The organism is Mucilaginibacter angelicae, from assembly GCF_042434235.1.
In the GTDB taxonomy this organism is placed as follows: domain Bacteria; phylum Bacteroidota; class Bacteroidia; order Sphingobacteriales; family Sphingobacteriaceae; genus Mucilaginibacter; species Mucilaginibacter angelicae.
The window spans coordinates 128111-147676 of record NZ_JBHLTS010000024.1; the positions used below are offsets into that span (position 1 = coordinate 128111).

The window sequence follows — 19566 nt, forward strand, 5'->3', positions numbered from 1 at the left end:
TTTATTAATTATGCGCCTTTCAAAGTGGCCATACCACCATCAGCAATCAGCTCGGCACCAGTTATAAATGTCGAATCATCAGAAGCGAAGAAGGTTACTGTTTTGGCAATTTCTTCTGCTAAACCGAAACGGCCCATTGGGATCTGTTTTACCAGTTCGGCACCCATGCCTTCCAGTTGTTCCTGGGTTAAGCCTAATTTATCGGCAGTATGTAAAGGTGTTACTACCGGGCCGGGACTTACAGAGTTAACCCTGATACGGCGTGGTAATAATTCGGCCGAAATGTTTTTAGCTAATGAAAGCAATGCCGCTTTACTTGCTGCATAAACAGTTGCACCGGCCATACCTATATGTGCGTTGATAGATGTGTTAAGGATGATAGAACCACCATCGTTAATTAATGGTAACAATTGCTGAATGCTGAAGTAAGCACCTTTAAAGTTGATGTTCATGATATCGTCAAACATCTGCTCGCTCATTTGCTCGGTTGAATTGAACTGGCCAATACCTGCATTAACAAATACGATGTCAATTTTTTCGGCAATAGCTTTTACTTTTTCGCCAAGCTGTTTAACCTGGTTCATATCGCCGCTATCCGCAATTACGCCTTTAGCATCAGCACCAAGTATTTCAAGTGCCTCATTAATTGAATTTTGGTTTCTGCCGGTGATGATCACTTTTGCACCTTGTGCTATGAACTCCTGTGCTGTGGCCAGGCCTATGCCACTGTTGCCGCCTGTTATTACTGCTGTTTTTCCTTGTAACTTTTTCATTATCTTTGTTTTGATACATCAAATGTACACTAAGTTGAAGCCCCCCACAAGAATGCACCATTTTGTATGGAACATACTTTTTGGTAGGTTATGAGCCGGTTTGATGCAATCGATATATCGCCTTTTTCATTATGACAAAGAACAGACATTCCGATTATTCCTGCACTATGGAAGCCGCCCTGAGCGTGATCAGCGGTAAGTGGAAACTGAAAATAATAAACCAGTTACTAACCGGTCAGAAGCGTTACAGTGAAATAAACCGCAACATTGGCGGCATGACCGAAAAGATGCTTTCGCAGCAATTACGTGAGCTGGAAGAAGACGGCATAGTTACCAGAACCATCTTCCCCGAAGTACCGCCAAGAGTTGAATATTCCCTCACCCCCATAGGCCAGGAACTATCATCTATATTTTACACCCTCGAAACCTGGGGCAGCCATTACATGACCATAACCAACGCCAACGGTGACGTTATAAAGCCTGATTATACTTGTTATACTTTGATTAAACAGGATGATGAAGTGGTGAAGGAGGAAGTGTAATTAAGACCTTGCGCTCGTTTGCACATCTCCACCACGTCATTGCGAGGCACGAAGCAATCGCGAACTTTACAGAGAAACTTGCACAGCTTCTCTGCTAATCGGGGATTGCTTCGTGCCTCGCAATGACGGATTTATATAGATAAGCTGGATAAAAATTTAACTCAGCACCGGCTCCTCATTAGTTAAACTATGGATCCCGGCCATAAAATCATCGCTTGGGTTTACTTTGAATGATTTGGATGAGAGTTCAACCAGCATTACTTCTTCCCTGTCCTTGATCTGGAAACGGAGCTTACAGTTTTTTACCGGGTACTTTTGGTTATTGTCATCTATCATGTGCTGGATCTCATCCAACAGCTTACTGTTGAGCATTTGCACATCAATGCAAACAGTTAATGATTTAGTATGCTTATCGCGCATTTCTGATAGCAGGTCCATCACCAGGATCCGCAGGTCCCAGTTATCTTTTTGACGGAATTTTTCTTCAATGTTTCCTTTAATATGCAGGAAGTAGCCTTCCATCATCATATTACGGAACTTCACATAATCGTCGCCAAACAAGGCAAACTCATACGATTCATTATAGTCCTCAAACACAAAGGTGCCAAATGGCTTACCCGTTTTGGTCATTTTATGCTGAACGCTTGACACCAGACCGCCTATCCGCAACTCGCCCCTGCGGCGCAGTTCATTAAACGCGCCCATTACATCCTCACCACCCTCGCCCGAGCGGGCTTTTTGCATCAGTTTCAAATCGCTGATGCTGGCATTACAGAAACGTTTAAGCTCAACTTTATAGTTGTCCAACGGGTGACCGGTTAAATAGATCCCGATAACCATTTTCTCGTATTTCAGCTTTTCTATCAGCGCCCATTCCTCAACATCGGGCATGGCAGGCTCGGGTACATATGACGCTACCGAACCGCCAAATAATGATGACTGCGAGCTGCTTTGCACATTCTGGTAATCATTGGCATACTTGATCAGGCGTTCAACACCTGTTAATGTACCCAGCTCGGTTTTAGCAAAAAACTGGGCACGGGCTATCCCGAAACCATCAAAAGCCCCACCGTAAACCAGGTTTTCGTACGATTTACGGTTAACGCTACGGGTATTGGAGCGCCTTGCAAAATCATATACCGTTTCAAACGGCCCGTTAGCAGTACGTTCTTCAATGATACTTTCTACCGCTTTATCGCCCACACCTTTTACACCGGTTAAACCAAAGCGTACCTGCCCTCGTTTGTTCACCGCAAAGGCCATGTCCGACTCGTTGATATCCGGGCCTAACACCTCAACCCCCATACGGCGGCACTCTTCCATAAAGAAGGTAATCTTTTCAATATTGTTCTGGTTATTTAAAACCGCCGCCATATACTCCGACGGGTAGTGCGCTTTTAAATAAGCAGTTTGATATGCCACGAAAGCGTAGCATGTAGAGTGCGATTTATTGAACGCGTACTGGGCAAATGCCTTCCAGTCGGTCCAGATTTTGGTAAGCTTATCTTTGGGGTGGCCTTTGGCAACAGCCCCATCCATAAACTGGGCTTCCATTTTATTCAATACCTCAATCTGCTTTTTACCCATCGCCTTACGTAAAACGTCGGCATCGCCCTTACTAAAGCCTGCTAACTTTTGCGACAAAAGCATCACCTGTTCCTGGTATACGGTAATACCGTAGGTTTCGCCCAGGTATTCCTCCATATCGGGTAAGTCGAACACAACCGGCTCGCGGCCATGTTTACGGCTGATAAAGTTAGGAATGTACTCTATCGGGCCCGGACGGTAAAGCGCGTTCATGGCAATCAAATCCTCAAACCTATCAGGCTTAAGCTCGCGAAGATACATTTGCATCCCATCACTTTCAAACTGGAAAGTACCGTTGGTATCGCCACGCTGGTAAAGTTCATAGGTTTTAAGGTCATCCAGCGGAATGTAGTCGATATCTATCACTACGCCGTGATTTTGTTTGATCATGCGCAGGGCATCCTTAATAATGGTAAGGGTTTTTAAACCCAAAAAGTCCATCTTAATTACACCGGCATCTTCAATTACACGGCCGTCATATTGGGTAACCAGCAGGTCGGAGTCTTTGGCAGTTGCTACCGGTACAATATCGGTAAGGTCATAAGGGGCAATAATGATCCCCGCGGCGTGTACACCTGTATTACGTACCGATCCTTCCAGTTTTTCGGCCTCGCGCAGTACCTGTGCTTTAAGGTCGTTACCGTTCAGGATCTCTTTCAGTTCGGGCACCTGCTCAATAGCATCCTTCAGGGTGATACCCAATGTTTCGGGTACCAGCTTTTTCATGGCACTCACATCGGCCAGCGGCATATCAAGCACACGGCCCACGTCCTGGATACTGGTACGGGCAGCCATAGAGCCATAGGTAATGATCTGGGCTACCTGGTTTTTACCGTATTTATCAACTACGTAATCAATAACTTTTTGCCGGCCGGCATCGTCAAAGTCCGTATCAATATCGGGCATTGATTTACGGTCGGGGTTCAGGAACCTCTCAAACAGGAGGTTATATTTTATAGGGTCGATATTGGTGATCCCGATACAGTAAGCCACCACCGATCCGGCAGCCGAACCACGACCCGGGCCAATGAACACACCCATATCACGGCCAGCCCTGATAAAGTCGGCCACAATGAGGAAGTATCCCGCAAAACCCATGGTACGGATGGTGAACAACTCAAAGTTGATGCGTTCTTCAGCATCCGGACTGATATCTATATAGCGTTCCTTTGCACCCAAAAAGGTAAGGTGCTTCAGGTATTCCCACTGGTTCAGGGTATCGGCATCGGGCGTATTGTGGATCTTAAATTCATCGGGTATAACATAGTTGGGCAGCAGGATATCGCGTTTAAGCTTCAGTACCTCAACCTTGTCAACAATTTCGTTGGTATTATCCAATGACTCGGGCAGGTCATGGAACAGCTTACCCATTTCCTCCTGGGTTTTAAAGTAAAACTGGTCGTTAGGAAAACCGAAACGATAGCCCTTACCACCCTCCTCATCGGTTGCTATGGGGGTACTCTGCATATCGCCCGTGTTTACGCAAAGCAAAATATCGTGCGCATTCGAGTCCTGCTGATCCACATAGTGCGAATCGTTTGAGCAGATAACTTTTACATTATACTTTTTGGCATAAGTGAGCAGTACATTATTGATGATCTGCTGCTCGGGGATCTCGTGACGCTGCAGCTCGATATAAAAATCCTCACCAAACAGGTCAAGCCACCATCTGAATTCCTTCTCAGCATTTTCGGGCGTATCCCTTAAAATTGCCTGTGGCACCGAAGCACCGATGCAGCAGGTAGTAGCAATAATGCCTTCATGGTATTTAAGGATGAGTTCCTTATCAATACGGGGCCATTTGCTGTACAGGCCTTCCATGTAACCCAGCGAGCATAGTTTTACCAGGTTTTTGTACCCGGTAGGGTTTTTAGCCAGCATCAGCTGATGGCGGCGTACATCCTTATTTTCTTTGGTAAATTGTTTTTTATGCCTGTCTTCAACCACGTAAAACTCGCAGCCTACAATGGGTTTTACGTTGTGTTTACCGGCTTCGGCCACAAACTTAAATACGCCAAACATATTACCGTGATCGGTAATGGCCAGGGCCTTCATTCCATCTTTGGCGGCTTTTTTATACAGCTTGGAGATATCGGCTGCACCGTCGAGCAGGGAGAACTGGGTATGTACGTGTAGGTGAGAAAAATCAGGCATAGTTAATCCGTTTCAGCAAAATCTTTATGAAATACAAAGTTAAAACAAGTTAAGGATGTAGACTGTTAAAAAATAACGTTGTGGAAATTTTTAATAAAAGCCGGTCCTCCATTTTGTAAATTATACATCTACACACAGCGAACAGCTATACTTAGCATGTTATTTGTTTATATTAAGCAACCCTATCATCACCTTTGAAATACATATACAATTGAAAAAAATACTACGAATAACCCTTAAAACGATACTTTGGATACTGGTTAGTGTAGTTCTGCTGGTTATCCTTGTAGTAATTTTGATACAGGTTCCCGCTGTACAAAATTTCGCGAAAGATAAAGCCGTAACTTTTTTACAAAATAAGATCCATACCAAAGTTAAAATTGGCCACATCAGCCTTGGCTTACCCAAACTGCTTGTTTTGGAAGATGTATATTTTGAAGACCAGAAAAAAGACACCCTGATAGCCGGCGAAAAACTAAAGGTTGATATCAGCATGCTCAAGCTGCTGCACAGCCAGGTTGAGATAAACGAAATAAACCTGCAGGGCATAACCGCCAACGTAAGCCGCGGCGCCGACAGCGTTTTCAACTTCGACTACATTATGAAAGCATTTGTGGGCGAACAGAAAAAAGAGGTTAAACCTACCGATACCACCTCAACCATGAAGTTTTCTGTTGATAAGATCATCCTCGATAAGATCAACGTAAAATATAAAGATGCCATTACCGGCAACGATGTAAAGTTTTTGCTGGGCCATTTTGATACCCGCGTTAAGGATTTTGATATGGACAAAATGAAGTTCACCATACCAAAAATCACCCTGAGCGATGTGAATGCGAAGATTATCCAAACGCCAATCGGTCCGCCGCCTCCTGATACCGCTACAGCACCATTAAACATGGATCTTAATTTAGGGGTGATCGATATCTCTAAAATAAAAGTCGATTATCAAAGTGCCGAGATGGGTGCGAAGGTAGACCTGAGTAAGTTTTTGGTGGAGATGGATAAAATCGACCTGAAAAATCAAAAGGTAGGGATCAAAAACATTGAACTAAGCAATACCAACGCCGGATTGAGTTTAGCTAAGCCCAAAACAGTAGCCAAGGCCGTTGTTAAGGCCGTTAAAAAACTGGATACGCTGGTATCATCGCCTACCAAGTCGTCATGGAGGGCTACTATAGGCAAGGTTACATTTACTAACGATAATATTAAGTTTGATAATGAAGCGCAGAAAGCAATCCCTAAAGGCCTCGACTTTGGGCACATGGATATCCGCAGCCTGAATGCCGAAGCCGAAGAAATTTCCTATAGCCCGGACACCATTTCGGGCAAGATCAACTCCTTTACCTTTACCGAAAAAAGTGGATTAAAGATCAACAAATTCCACACGGCATTCCTGTACGGGCCAACCAATGCCTACATGAATGACCTGCTGCTGGAAACCCCGAATACCACGCTGCAAAAATCGGTTCAGGTACGTTACCCATCTATCGATGCCATCACCAAAAACATTGGCGCATTGGGCATCAATGCCAATTTAGATGGCAGCCGTTTAGGTTTGAAAGATGTTTTACTGCTGATGCCAACCATGGCCACTATGGAGCCATTCAAGTCGTCGCCGGGCACGGTGTTTAAGATCAACGGCCGGGTTGCCGGACAGGTGAATAACCTCGACATTCCTAACCTTGAAGTAACCGGACTAAGCAGCACACACATCAAGGCATCGGCTAAAATGAAAGGGCTACCGGATGTAAATAAGGCAACCTTTGATGTTAACATTGCCGATTTGAGTACCAGTCGCAGTGATATTGATAAACTGGCCCCGGCAGGCAGCATTCCGCCAAATGTAAGCATCCCCGAAAAAATGAGCCTGAAAGGTAATTTTAAAGGCAGCATGTATACCTTCAACACCAAAATGGGCCTGCGCTCAAGCTATGGCGCTGTTGATCTGGTTGCTGCTTTAAAGAACGGACAAAACAAAAACGCGGCAACCTATACAGCCAGCATTAAGGCTAATGAGCTTAACGTGGGCGCGATCACCAAACAACCGCAAATGGTTGGCCATATTACCATGAATGCCAACTTGAAAGGTACCGGTCTGGATCCTAAAAAGGCAAGCATAGCTTTTAATGGCACTGTAGCAAAGGCTTATGTTAAAGGTTACACTTACCAAAACCTGGTAATGAAAGGCACCTCAAGCAATGGCGCTTACACCGCTGTTGCCCGTATGAAAGACCCTAACATTGATTTTAGTTTAGATGCTAAGGCCAACCTGAATAAAAAATATCCTGCGGTTAAGGCTACTTTAAATGTAGATAGCATCAACCTGAAAAACCTGCACTTTGTGGCGGATGATATGCGCTTTCATGGCAAGATCGTTGCTGATGTACCTACTGCCGATCCCGATTACCTGAACGCCAATATTAAAGCCACGGATTTATTGGTGGTAAACAAAGGCCAGCGGATCCAGATGGATACCATCAGCCTGATCTCCACAGCCAGCGCCGATAGTAGTACATTGCGATTAAAAACCCCCATCATGACCGCGCACATGGCCGGTAAGTACAAGCTTACACAGATAGCCCCGGCCATGCAGGATGTGATCAACAAATACTTTAACACTGCCATTGCCGGCGGGCAGCAGGTAGCCGTAAAAACCAAAGGCGGTAAAACTATTAAAACCAAACCCGCACCGGTAGTTAGGTATGATGCACAGCAATTTAAATTTGAGGCCAGGTTGGTTAAAACCCCGCTGCTCACCCAATTTGCCCCCGATCTGAAACAACTCGACCCGGTTTTACTAAACGGCAGTTTTGACAGCCAAACCGGCGAGTTGATTGTTAAAGGCTCCATACCCAAAGTTGTATATGGCACTAATACGGTTAACAAAGCATCCCTTAATATCAACACCGCCAACAACGCGCTTAATTACAATTTTTCTGTCGATGAAGTTAAAGTTGGGTCATCTGTTGATCTGTTGTATACCAGTATCTCCGGCGCAGCAAAGGATAATAAGGCAGGGATAAGCATCCAAATCCGCGACGCGGCTAAGAAGGAGCGTTTCCGTATTGCGGGTACTTTCAGCCTGTTGCCGGATGAGTACCAGTTTAGCTTTAACAAAGATGGCCTGCTGCTCGATTACCTGCCATGGGCGGTTAGCGATGATAACTTTTTACAATACGGAACAAAAGGGATCCTGGCGCATAACTTTACCATCTCCAATAACAACCAGGTGCTAAGCGTTAACAGCAGCACACAGGAGTTTAACAGTCCGCTCAATATCAAGTTTAACAACTTCCATATTGAGGCACTTACCAAAATGGCTAAGCAGGATTCATTACAGGTAGGCGGCACTATTAATGGGGATGCTACTGTAAGTAATTTCCAGTCTGCTCCTTTATTTACTGCCGCCATCAACGTTAACGACTTCAATTTTAAAGGCGATACTGTAGGTAACATTGCCCTAAAGGTGAATAATCAAACGGCCAACGCTTATGCCGCGCAAATGAGCATTACCGGCAAAGGTAACCAGGTCGATTTGAACGGCACCTATTATACTTCCCCGGAAAGCCGCTTTGATCTCGACCTGAATATCGTTAACCTGAGCATGAAGAGCATCGAGGGCTTTAGCTTCGGCAGCTTGCGTAATGCTACAGGCAATATTACCGGCGCGTTAAAAATATCGGGAACTACGGATGCGCCTTCCGTACGGGGCGATATCAACTTTAATAAAGTGGGCTTTAACGTAGCCATGCTTAACTCCTACTTCAGTATGCCGCAGGAAAGCATAACTTTTAACAACGAAGGCATCCGCTTTAATGATTTTACTTTGGTTGATTCAACCGGTAACAAAGCAGTGGTAAGCGGAAGTATCTACACCAAAACCTATACTGACTTTGCTTTCGGCATGGACATTAATGCCAATAACTTCAGGGTTACCAATTCAACCGAGGCGGATAATAAATTATACTACGGTAAGCTTTATGTTGATACCCGTATCAAGATTCGCGGTAATATGGCTAAGCCGGTAGTTGATGCCAACCTTACCGTTAACGATAAAACCGACATGACCTTTGTACTGCCAACCAATGATCCGGCGGTGGAAGACAGAAAAGGTGTGGTTGACTTTATTGACAAGGATGCGCCTAAACTGGACTCCATCATGCTGGCAAGGCAGCTCGACTCCCTCAAAAAATCGGATGTTACCGGGCTTGATGTATCGGCAACCATCACCGTAAATAAAAACGCAGCCTTTACCATTGTGGTTGATGAACGCAACGGCGATATCGTACACCTGAAAGGCGAGGCTAACCTGAACGGCGGTATCGATCCAAGCGGCAAGATCAACCTTACCGGTACCTATGTGGTTAATTCGGGTTCGTATAACTTAGCTTACGCTACGGTTAAACGTACCTTTAACTTTAAGAAAGGAAGCACCATTGTCTGGACAGGCGACCCAACCAGCGCGAACATCGACCTTACCGCTATATATGTAGCCAATGTGCCACCAATTGACCTGGTTGCTAACCAGTTGCCGGATGCCCAAAACACTGTCATGTATAAGCAAAAGCTGCCTTTTAACGTTAACCTGAACCTGAAAGATCAGCTGCTTACGCCAGCTATCAGCTTTGATATCGTACTGCCTGATAGTACTTATTCTGTATCATCGGATGTGGTAAGCACGGTAAATACCCGCCTGGCTCAGGTAAGGCAGGACCCTAATGAGCTCAATAAACAGGTATTGGGCGTATTGGTGCTTGGCCACTTTATTGGCGATAACCCGCTGCAAAGCCAGGGTGCAGGTACTTCTATTGAAGGCACCATTCGTAATAGTGTAAGCAGTCTGCTCTCCGACCAGCTGAACCGTTTGGCAGGCAGCCTGATTTCGGGTGTTGACCTGAACTTCGGCCTCACATCAGGCGAAGATTACTCGTCGGGTACAGCCACTAACCGTACTGATTTAAATGTAGGCTTATCCAAACGTTTCCTGAGCGACAGGCTTACCGTTAGCGTGGGTAACAACTTTAACCTGGAGGGTAACCAGCCGGGGCAAAAAGCATCAAACATAGCGGGCGACGTATCTATAGCCTATAAACTAAGCAAGGACGGCCGATATACCCTGCGTGCTTACCGCCGCGACGAATTTATTGTAATACAAGGCCAGATCATTGAAACCGGTGTAGGCTTTACGCTAACGGTTGATTATAACCGTTTCCGCGAGATCTTCCGCAAGCGTACCCCTGAAGAACGCAGATTACGCCGCCAGTATCAACAGCAGCAAAAAGACGAAAAACAAAAACAACAGGAAGCAGACAAGGCGCTGGAGCAAAAGAACATACAGCAGCAACAGGACAACAAACCGCAAACTACTTCAAACTAAGCCCATGACCAAACATTTAAAATATATACTGTTATCATCTGTTTTACTGAGTGCCTGCAGTACCACCAAGTTTCTGGCGCCCGGCCAAAAACTATACACCGGCGGCGAAGTAGTGATCAAGGACTCAACCCTGAAAAAAAGTGAGAAAAGTGCATTAAGCGAAGAGCTTGGCACTTTGCTAAGGCCGATACCCAATAGTTCGATATTAGGTTTGCGCTTTAAGCTTTGGCTGTATTTTAAAACCAAAACCAACAAAACCAAAGGACTTGCACACTGGCTCAACAAAAAAGGCGAGCCACCTGTACTCATAACCGCTGTAAACCTTGAGCAAAACAGCAATATTTTACAAAACCGCCTGCAAAACGAAAGCTATTTCCAGGCGCAGGTAAGCGGCGATACGGTAAGCAAAAAACCAACATCAAAAGTTGCCAAGGCAATATATACCGCAGTAACCGGTCCGGGGTATAAGATCAGGAAAGTAGTGTTTCCACAGGGTAAGGGCACCATTGATACTGCAGTTGCAGGTACATCGGCCAAAACCCTGTTAAAACCAGGTAATAAGTACAATCTCGATGTTATTAAAACCGAACGCCTGCGCATTGATGCACGCCTGAAGGAAGAAGGTTTTTATTACTTCTCTCCTGAAGATTTGATCATGCATGTGGATAGCACCATTGCCGGTCACCAGGTTGATATTTTTGTGGCTGTAAAAAATGAAACGTCGGGGCGTGCCAAGGAGATTTACACTATCAATAAAATTTATGTGTACCCAAGCTACTCGTTAAGGGATACATCGCTCATGAAGGATAAGGCTATTCCTTACAAATGGTACAATATTGTTGAACGCCGCAACACGGTACATACTTACACCTTTGCCAATACGGTACTGATGCGCCCCGGCCAGGTTTACAACCGTACCGCGCATAACAACTCCCTTAACCGCTTTATTAACCTGGGACCTTACAAATTTGTAAAAAACAGGTTTGAGGATGTATCGGCTGACTCCTCAAAGCTTGATGTTTATTACTTTTTAACCCAGTATAAAAAGAAATCACTGTCGCTCGATATCTTAGGCCGCACCACATCGGCCAACTATACCGGTACACAGGTTAACCTGAACTGGCTTAACCGTAACGCCTTTAAAGGTGCTGAGGCCTTAAAAGTAACCCTGTTTGGTAGTACCGACGTGCAGGTTGGCGGGCAAAACTCCGGGTATAATGTTTACCAGGCCGGTATCCAGACAACGCTCTCATGGCCCCGGTTTATCGGGCCCATCTATCCAAAAGCAGCCGATGCCTATATCCCGCATACCAACCTGAGCTTAGGTTATTCTATCGTAAACCGCCAAAAACTGTATAACTTAAACTCGTTTAACTTATCATTTGGTTACCAATGGCGCGAAACAGAACACCGTTCGCATGAGCTTAACCTCATCAATTTCCAGTTTGTGAACCCGTTGAGCGTGTCGCAATTATATCTCGACAGTATCAACAAGAAAAATGTTCCGGTTAACCCTGCATTAAAGCACGTTATTGATAAACAATTTATCCTCGGTCCAAGCTATAGCTTTACCTATACCAATACCAACGAGGATTACCGCACCAACACCATCTACTATAATGGCAAAATCAGCCTGTCAAACAATATATACGGCTTGGTTACAGGTGCCGACAGTGCAGGCGGGAAGCCTAAAAAATTATTCGGGGCTATTTTTAACCAGTTTGTAAAGCTGGAAAACGAGTTCAGGTATTTCCATAAAACAGGGCAAAACAGCACCATTGCAAGCAGGCTCATAGTAGGCGTCGGCCTGCCTTATGGTAATTCAACCCAATTACCTTACAGCCAGCAATTCTTTATCGGCGGCCCAAACAGTTTACGTGGTTTCAGGGCGAGGGCTATCGGACCGGGCTCGTTTGATCCAAACACAGGCGCAGGCACCGGCGGGTTTCTTGCTGATGAATCGGGCGATATCAAGGTGGAGGCCAATATTGAATATCGTCCAAAATTATTCAGCATAGTGCGCGGGGCATTGTTTGTTGATGCCGGTAACATCTGGCTATTGCACTCCAACGGATCGCAGCCTGGCGCAGTATTTACCAAAAGCTTTTTAAACGACCTGGCAGTTGATGCCGGTTTTGGTTTAAGGTTTGATTTAACGGTGCTGGTGCTCCGTACCGATCTGGGCATCCCGCTCCGTACGCCATATGTACGTGCCAATGAGCCGCGCTGGAATTTCAACTTTAACAACAGTGTATTTAACCTTGCTATCGGGTATCCTTTTTAATTCAATTTGTTCAACATAACAAAAGCCCTGGCTACAGACCAGGGCTTTTCTGTTTGAATCCAATGTTTTAATTTGCACATCTATAATTTGAACATCTACCATGATCATATCCGTCCCGCTCCGCATTATCGATCTGCACGATGATGGCTTTCATCCCCTCGTTGAAATCACACTGTTTGGAAAAACTTTTATCATGGTGCTGGATACAGGAGCATCAAAAACAGCCTTTGATCAAACCATGCTTTCCGAAGCCAATGAAGCCATGAACATCCTGGCCAGCGATAAATTATCAACCGGGCTGGGCACCACTACTATGGAGTCGTTCACTGCAACAGTAAGCGACCTCTTCATCGGCGAATTGCCTGTAGCCGAATTTGAAGCAGCGGTACTCGACCTGTCGACCATTAATGTAGCTTACGGCCAGATGGGGCATCCAACGGTGCTGGGTGTTTTGGGAGGGGATATTTTAATGAAGTATAAAGCAGTGATTGATTATGGCAAGGAGGTGTTGACTTTGAAAACACGCATTTCAAACAAAAGAAAAGCTTTGCATATCCAAAAATAATTTTTAACTGATCAACCAAAGTAATGCACCAAACATACTTTCAGTTAAAACAAGCTATAGTTGGTATAACAACCTAATAAGCAATTATAATTCCAGTATCAGTTAAATACAACAATAATAATTCTTAAAAAGGGTAATTTTTTGTTATTTTCTGTTAATACAATCGTAACTTTTTATTTACATATTGCGTATAGGTTAATAGCACTGGCCGGTTGCTGAAAATTTTATTCTTCATTTACATCTAAACGTAACTAAAACAATGAAAAGAAAACTATTATTAGGGGTCGGACTAAGCGTGCTTGTCGGTGCCTCTGTATTATTCTCCTGTTCAAAAGATAAAGGAGCAAAAACTACAACCACCAGCCAAACCGCTATTCCGGATGATGTACTGAAAAGTATTTCAAACTTAGGCTTCAGCACCGATGAAGTACGCAAACAAGGGGATGGTTATCTTGTAGAGGGGGATATCCTGCTAACACAAGCCAATTTATCTGAAGCCAGCACCAGTCCTATTTTAAGAATTGCTGATGTTGAGCAGTACCGTACCACCAACCTGGTTAAAAATTTGCCCAGAACGGTAACAGTATCGGTTTCAAACTTACCTACCGTTTACCTTAACGCGGCTACCGCGGCTGTTGCACGTTACAACGCGTTAAACCTTACCCTTAAATTCCAAATGGTAAGCAGCGGAGGTGCAATTCAGATCATAGGCTTTAACGAGGGGCCAAGCGGAGGGTATATTACCTTAGGCTCATCAGGCTTCCCTACTTCATCGGGCAACCCATATAGCCAGATCCAAATGAACACCAATGCCCAGGCTTATGGCACAAACCCCAATCTGGGTTATGTAACTTCCGTTATACAACACGAACTGGGCCACAGCATTGGCTTCCGCCATACTGATTACATGAACCGCGCCTTTAGCTGTGGGGGTAGCAAAAGCAACGAAGGTTCGGCTGGTATTGGCGCTATCAACATCCCGGGAACGCCAACCAAGGCCGATGCCGGTTCATGGATGTTAGCCTGCTCAAGCGGTACCGACCGTACATTTAATGCTAACGACCAAATTGCGTTAAACTATTTATATTAATATCGCCAATAGCTGTTTATTACATTTCAACTAAATAGCTTTATCATTAAAGGGGATGCTGCAGCTCCCCTTTAATGGTTTTGACCGCATTACCGCCTATGACAAAAAGAATACCCCTTACCATATTACTTCTTTTTTTATGCTTTAAAGCATCGTGGTCACAAAAACATATGAGCGATGCGGCTATCAGTTCTATTTACAAGGCATCCCCTTCGGTTTTGCAAAATACTACGCCAGGGCAATATTACCTTGTTAAGTTTAAAGATCCGGCACATATCGACAATCGGAAATACAACATCACAAAACGGATCTCCTATGAATATTATATAATTTCGCCTTCCCCGGCTATTAAAACAGATAATAATATCATAAGTGCCGGTGTTGCCACCCCCCTCTGGAAAGCTTCAGATAACCTTGCAAAAAACTGGAAACAGCATCCCGGACGCACACAAGCTATCGAAGTTACTTTTACTGCTATTAATGATACGGTTATCAATCACATCAAAAAATTTGGAACGATCATCAGCCAGACAAGTAATCTGACACGCCTCAATATCAAATTAGAAGATCTTCCCGGCTTATTACAGCAGGACTATATACTATTTGCCGGCGAAGTACGGCAGCCTCATGAAGAACTTGCCATAAGCGATATTGATCTCGGCTTAAATACCATGTCGGCCATAAGGGCTAACTTTCCGGATATAACAGGGTTCGGCATCAATGTTTCTGTAAAGGAAGACCGTTACGACAACGATCTCGACCTGTTGGGCCGCAGCTTTATTTCATTCAAAACATCTGATATAACTTCGGGCCATGCCACCACTATGGCAACGCTCATAGGTGGCAACGGAAACTCATACATTAAGGGCTTGGGGACTGCGCCAAAAGTAAAATTCACCTCATCATCATTCGCGCAATTGATGCCAGATAGCAGCGCTATTTTTAAATCATTCAATATCTCGGTACAAAACCACTCGTATGGTACCGGCATTGAAAATTATTACGGGGCCGAAAGTGCGGCCTATGATCAGCAGATCTTTGAAAACGACTCCCTGGTGCATGTATTTTCATCGGGGAATATCGGCACCTCTGCACCCGAAAGCGGGGTTTATAATGGTATAAGCGGAGTTGCCAATCTCTCAGGAGATTTTAAACAGGCTAAAAATGTATTGGTAGTTGGTGGTACCGGCAGAACAGGCGATCCGGAATCCTTAAGCTCGGCCGGACCAACGTATGATGGCCGCATTAAACCCGAATTGATAGCTGATGGTGAAGACGGTACCTCTGGTGCAGCCGCCCTGGTATCGGGCACAGTGGCATTGCTGCAACAGGCTTATAAAACACAATACAAACAACTGCCATCTGCCGCGCTCATAAAAAGTGTGCTCATCAACTCGGCCAATGAGATTAACCCGCAGGGGCCGGGCCATAAAACAGGTTATGGCTCATTAAACGCGCTTGAAGCCTTGCGCACCATCAATGAAAAACGTTTTATTGCCGGCTCGGTTATCAACGCGGGGCAAACGGATTACCCCATGACCGTCCCTTTAAATTGTGCAGAGTTTAAAGTTTCATTAGCATGGAACGACCCGGCAGCATCTATTAATGCAGCATCGGCACTGGTGAATGACCTTGACCTTACCGTGACAACACCATCCGGACAGCAACTTTTACCATGGGTGCTCAGCGGTTTTCCTTCTCCCGATTCATTGTCGGCCCCGGCAAAAAGGCGGGTGGATACCTTAAACAATGCCGAACAGGTAAGTTTACAAAACCCGGTTGCAGGTACATATATAGTACATGTTAAAGGCAGCAGGGTTACTGCCGGTACGCAAAAATTTTATTTAAGCCACCAGGAAACCATAGCAAACCGGTTTGAATGGACCTACCCATCGGCCGGCGACCAACTTTTTGCCGGCGAGGATAATTACCTGAGATGGCAAAGCTCGTTCAGTACAATATCGGGGCAAATAAGTATCAGCTTTGATCATGGCCTCACCTGGCAGGCCCTTAGCAACGCCACTTTAAAAAACCGGTACTACACCTGGGCAGCCCCTGCGGTTTTCACCAAAGCCATACTTAAAATGAACATAGGCAGTCAAACTTTTACAAGCGGCGAGTTCAGCATTTCAAAACCCCTCACGCTTGATGTTGGCTATAACTGCAGCAGCGGAACCCTGCTGCAATGGAACCCTCAGCCAGGTAGTACCGGCTACACTGTTTATACCATTAAAGATAACCTGCTTCAAAAATTTGCATCAACCGCCGATACCAGCATTATTATACCCGCGCAACAACAAACTTCAACCTATTTTGCGGTGAGCGCTGCAGGCAGCGGCTTTGAAGGCATTAAAAGCTATACCATTGATGCCACTACACAGGGGGTTGGCTGTTATGTAAAAACATTACTGGCAAACGTAGTTAACAATACCGTTTTACTCAATCTGCAATTAGGCAGTGTTTATAATCTTAAATCCATCACCTGGGAAAAAACTACTCCCGCAGGCCAATATGTTACTTTAAATACTATGCCGGTCAGCACATCCCTTAGCTATCAGTATACCGACAATAATCCCCGGCAGGGTAAACAATATTACCGGGCCAGGCTTACCACAACCAACGGCGATACCATTTATTCTAACATAGCTGATGCTGTTTATTTACAACCCAACCAGTTTGTTATATACCCCAATCCCGTTGCCGGGCAAATCAATATCCTGAGCGGCGATATCAATAACTACGAATTTAAATTATACGGAACCGACGGCAGGTTAAATATGGCAAAAAGCATTAACGAGTTACAAAACACATTCCCGGTAAAGCTTGTAGCAGGTGTTTATGTTTATACTATTGAACTAAATGGCAAAGTGGTTTATAACGGTAAACTGATAAAGATTTAAATAGCAGCACCACGCCCGGGAGCCGCCCGGCTCTTGCCGCAACTGTTGGAAAGATAAAGTTGTTTATATAGATAAACCATGTCATTGCGAGGCACGAAGCAATCTCGTAGCTAAGCAAATCGGACATGCATTGGCTACGAGATTGCCGCGCTACGCTCGAAATGACATAATTTTTGCCGCCCTACTCTTCAGAGCCAAACTGCGACCTCTTATGTAAGCCCTACAAAAAAAGCCCGCTTCCAAAAGGAGCAGGCTTTTAATATTTCATTCCTCCCCCTTCAGGGGGCCGGGGTTACGAATCTATCTTAGCGTATTTAGCGTTGCGTTCAATGAACTCGCGGCGTGGGGCAACCTCATCACCCATCAGCATGCTGAAGGTATGGTCACACTCGGCAGCGTTTTCAATAGTGGCGCGTTTAAGCGTACGGGTTGCAGGGTTCATGGTAGTATCCCAAAGCTGGATATCGTTCATCTCACCCAAACCTTTGTAGCGCTGTACGTGTACGCTGTCTTCCTTACCGGCACCTTTAAGACGCTGAATGGCGGCATCACGCTGAACATCGTTCCAGCAATATTCGTACTCTTTACCTTTTTTAACCTGGTAAAGTGGCGGCGAAGCAATGTATACATAACCAGCCTCAACCAGCTCCTTCATATAACGGAAGAAGAAAGTAAGGATCAGCGTAGTAATGTGCGAACCGTCCACGTCCGCATCCGTCATGATGATGATCTTATGGTAACGGAGCTTCGCCATGTTAAGGGCTTTATCATCTTCAGGTGTACCGCGGCTCACGCCCAAACCGGTAAACATGTTCTTGATCTCCTCATTTTCGTAAATCTTGTGTTCCATGGCTTTCTCCACGTTCAGGATCTTACCACGTAATGGTAAAATGGCCTGGTACTCGCGGTTACGGCCCTGTTTGGCGGTACCACCCGCCGAGTCACCTTCCACAAGGAACAACTCGCAAAGGCTTGGATCACTATTGGCGCAGTCCGACAGTTTGCCCGGTAAGCCCGAGCCTGTCATTACGCTCTTGCGCTGTACCAGTTCGCGCGCTTTACGGGCGGCGGCACGGGCAGTAGCGGCAAGGATCACCTTATTCACAATCATCCTGGCCTCTTTAGGATTTTCTTCCAGGTAGTTACCTAAAATTTCACCTACGGCTACGTCTACAGCACCCATTACCTCGTTGTTACCCAACTTGGTTTTGGTTTGGCCTTCAAACTGTGGCTCCTGTACTTTTACCGATATAATGGCAGTTAATCCTTCGCGGAAGTCATCACCGCTGATCTCAACTTTTACGTTTTTCAGCAAGCCTTCCTTATCGGCATAAGCTTTAAGCGTACGGGTTAAACCGCGACGGAAACCGGCTACGTGGGTACCGCCTTCAATAGTGTTAATGTTATTCACGTACGAGAAAACGTTCTCGCTGTAGGTATCATTATACTGTAAGGCAAGCTCAACCGGGATGCCACCTTTATTACCATCCACATAAATTGGTTCAGGGATGATAGAGGTACGGGTACCGTCCAAAAATTTAACAAACTCGCGCAAGCCACCTTGTGAGAAAAACTCTTCCGTCCGGAAAGTTCCATCCTCCAAAGTTTCGCGCTCATCAGTTAAACTTAAGCGGATCCCTTTATTAAGGAACGACAGCTCGCGTAAACGGCCTGCCAGTGTATCATATTTATACTCGGTAGTAGTGGTAAAAATTTCCGGATCGGGCTGAAAGGTTTGGATAGTACCGGTTTTTTCAGATACACCAATTTCCTTAACCTCAAACATCGGCTTACCGCGCTCATACTCCTGGGTAAAGATCTTACCTTCGCGGTGAACAATGGTTCTGACATGGGTTGACAGCGCGTTAACGCAACTTACACCCACACCGTGCAAACCACCCGATACTTTGTAAGTATCCTTGTCAAACTTACCGCCGGCATGTAAAACGGTCATTACTATTTCAAGTGCCGATTTACCTTCTTTTGTATTGATACCCGTAGGGATCCCGCGGCCATTATCGGTTACGGTTACGGAATTACCAACATGTATAGTAACTTTAATATCATCACAGTAACCGGCAAGGGCTTCGTCGATAGAGTTATCAACTACTTCATATACAAGGTGGTGCAAACCTTTAACGCCTGTATCACCAATGTACATCGACGGACGCTTGCGCACCGCCTCTAAACCTTCTAAAACCTGTATGTTATCTGCTGAATAATTGGATCTGTCCTGAATTTCTTCGCTCATATTTATTTAATGAAACAACCTTCAAAATTACAAAAAATAA

The 19566-nt window shown here is 45.1% G+C and carries 9 protein-coding genes; 6 read left to right on the top strand and 3 right to left on the bottom strand.

Annotated elements, in window-relative coordinates:
• Positions 1-8: 8 nt before the first annotated feature.
• Positions 9-773, bottom strand: coding sequence for an SDR family oxidoreductase (locus tag ACFFGT_RS18530; RefSeq protein WP_377024023.1), 765 nt, complete (start codon positions 771-773; stop codon positions 9-11).
• 131 nt (positions 774-904) lie between these two features.
• Here ACFFGT_RS18530 and ACFFGT_RS18535 point away from each other — a divergent pair, with 131 nt between their 5' ends.
• Positions 905-1315 carry a winged helix-turn-helix transcriptional regulator gene (locus ACFFGT_RS18535; protein ID WP_377024024.1) on the top strand — a complete coding sequence of 137 codons (411 nt, stop codon included), beginning with the start codon at positions 905-907 and terminating at the stop codon, positions 1313-1315.
• Positions 1316-1471: 156 nt separating this feature from the next.
• Here ACFFGT_RS18535 and dnaE read toward each other — a convergent pair whose 3' ends face one another.
• Positions 1472-5056 (bottom strand): DNA polymerase III subunit alpha, encoded by a 3585-nt coding sequence (dnaE, locus tag ACFFGT_RS18540; RefSeq protein ID WP_377024025.1) that lies wholly within the window; start codon positions 5054-5056, stop codon positions 1472-1474.
• 211 nt (positions 5057-5267) lie between these two features.
• Here dnaE and ACFFGT_RS18545 point away from each other — a divergent pair, with 211 nt between their 5' ends.
• From ACFFGT_RS18545 to ACFFGT_RS18565, 5 genes are all read left to right on the top strand, one after another.
• The gene (locus ACFFGT_RS18545) at positions 5268-10436 is read left to right on the top strand and encodes a translocation/assembly module TamB domain-containing protein (protein WP_377024026.1); all 5169 of its coding nucleotides are present in this window, start codon (positions 5268-5270) and stop codon (positions 10434-10436) included.
• Between the two features lie 4 nt (positions 10437-10440).
• Entirely contained in the window at positions 10441-12720 is a 2280-nt protein-coding gene (gene tamL / locus ACFFGT_RS18550) for a translocation and assembly module lipoprotein TamL (RefSeq protein WP_377024027.1), read from the top strand.
• Positions 12721-12820: 100 nt separating this feature from the next.
• Complete coding sequence (locus ACFFGT_RS18555) at positions 12821-13285, top strand: aspartyl protease family protein (RefSeq protein ID WP_377024028.1); 465 nt, start codon at positions 12821-12823, stop codon at positions 13283-13285.
• Positions 13286-13544: 259 nt separating this feature from the next.
• Positions 13545-14375, top strand: a complete 831-nt coding sequence (locus ACFFGT_RS18560; RefSeq protein ID WP_377024029.1) for a M57 family metalloprotease — start codon at positions 13545-13547, stop codon at positions 14373-14375.
• Positions 14376-14473: 98 nt separating this feature from the next.
• Positions 14474-17275 (top strand): S8 family peptidase, encoded by a 2802-nt coding sequence (locus ACFFGT_RS18565; RefSeq protein WP_377024030.1) that lies wholly within the window; start codon positions 14474-14476, stop codon positions 17273-17275.
• Between the two features lie 292 nt (positions 17276-17567).
• On the opposite strand, the gene gyrB is transcribed toward ACFFGT_RS18565, so the two are convergent.
• Positions 17568-19526: a DNA topoisomerase (ATP-hydrolyzing) subunit B gene (gyrB, locus tag ACFFGT_RS18570; protein ID WP_377024031.1), complete on the bottom strand. Its 1959-nt coding sequence runs from the start codon at positions 19524-19526 to the stop codon at positions 17568-17570.
• Positions 19527-19566: the final 40 nt, after the last annotated feature.

Coding starts and splice junctions, on each gene's coding strand:
- gyrB (WP_377024031.1), bottom strand. CDS start 19,526: ATGAGCGAAGAAATTCAGGACAGATCCAATTATTCAGCAGATAACATA.
- ACFFGT_RS18560 (WP_377024029.1), top strand. CDS start 13,545: ATGAAAAGAAAACTATTATTAGGGGTCGGACTAAGCGTGCTTGTCGGT.
- ACFFGT_RS18530 (WP_377024023.1), bottom strand. CDS start 773: ATGAAAAAGTTACAAGGAAAAACAGCAGTAATAACAGGCGGCAACAGT.
- ACFFGT_RS18535 (WP_377024024.1), top strand. CDS start 905: ATGACAAAGAACAGACATTCCGATTATTCCTGCACTATGGAAGCCGCC.
- ACFFGT_RS18565 (WP_377024030.1), top strand. CDS start 14,474: ATGACAAAAAGAATACCCCTTACCATATTACTTCTTTTTTTATGCTTT.
- dnaE (WP_377024025.1), bottom strand. CDS start 5,056: ATGCCTGATTTTTCTCACCTACACGTACATACCCAGTTCTCCCTGCTC.
- ACFFGT_RS18555 (WP_377024028.1), top strand. CDS start 12,821: ATGATCATATCCGTCCCGCTCCGCATTATCGATCTGCACGATGATGGC.
- tamL (WP_377024027.1), top strand. CDS start 10,441: ATGACCAAACATTTAAAATATATACTGTTATCATCTGTTTTACTGAGT.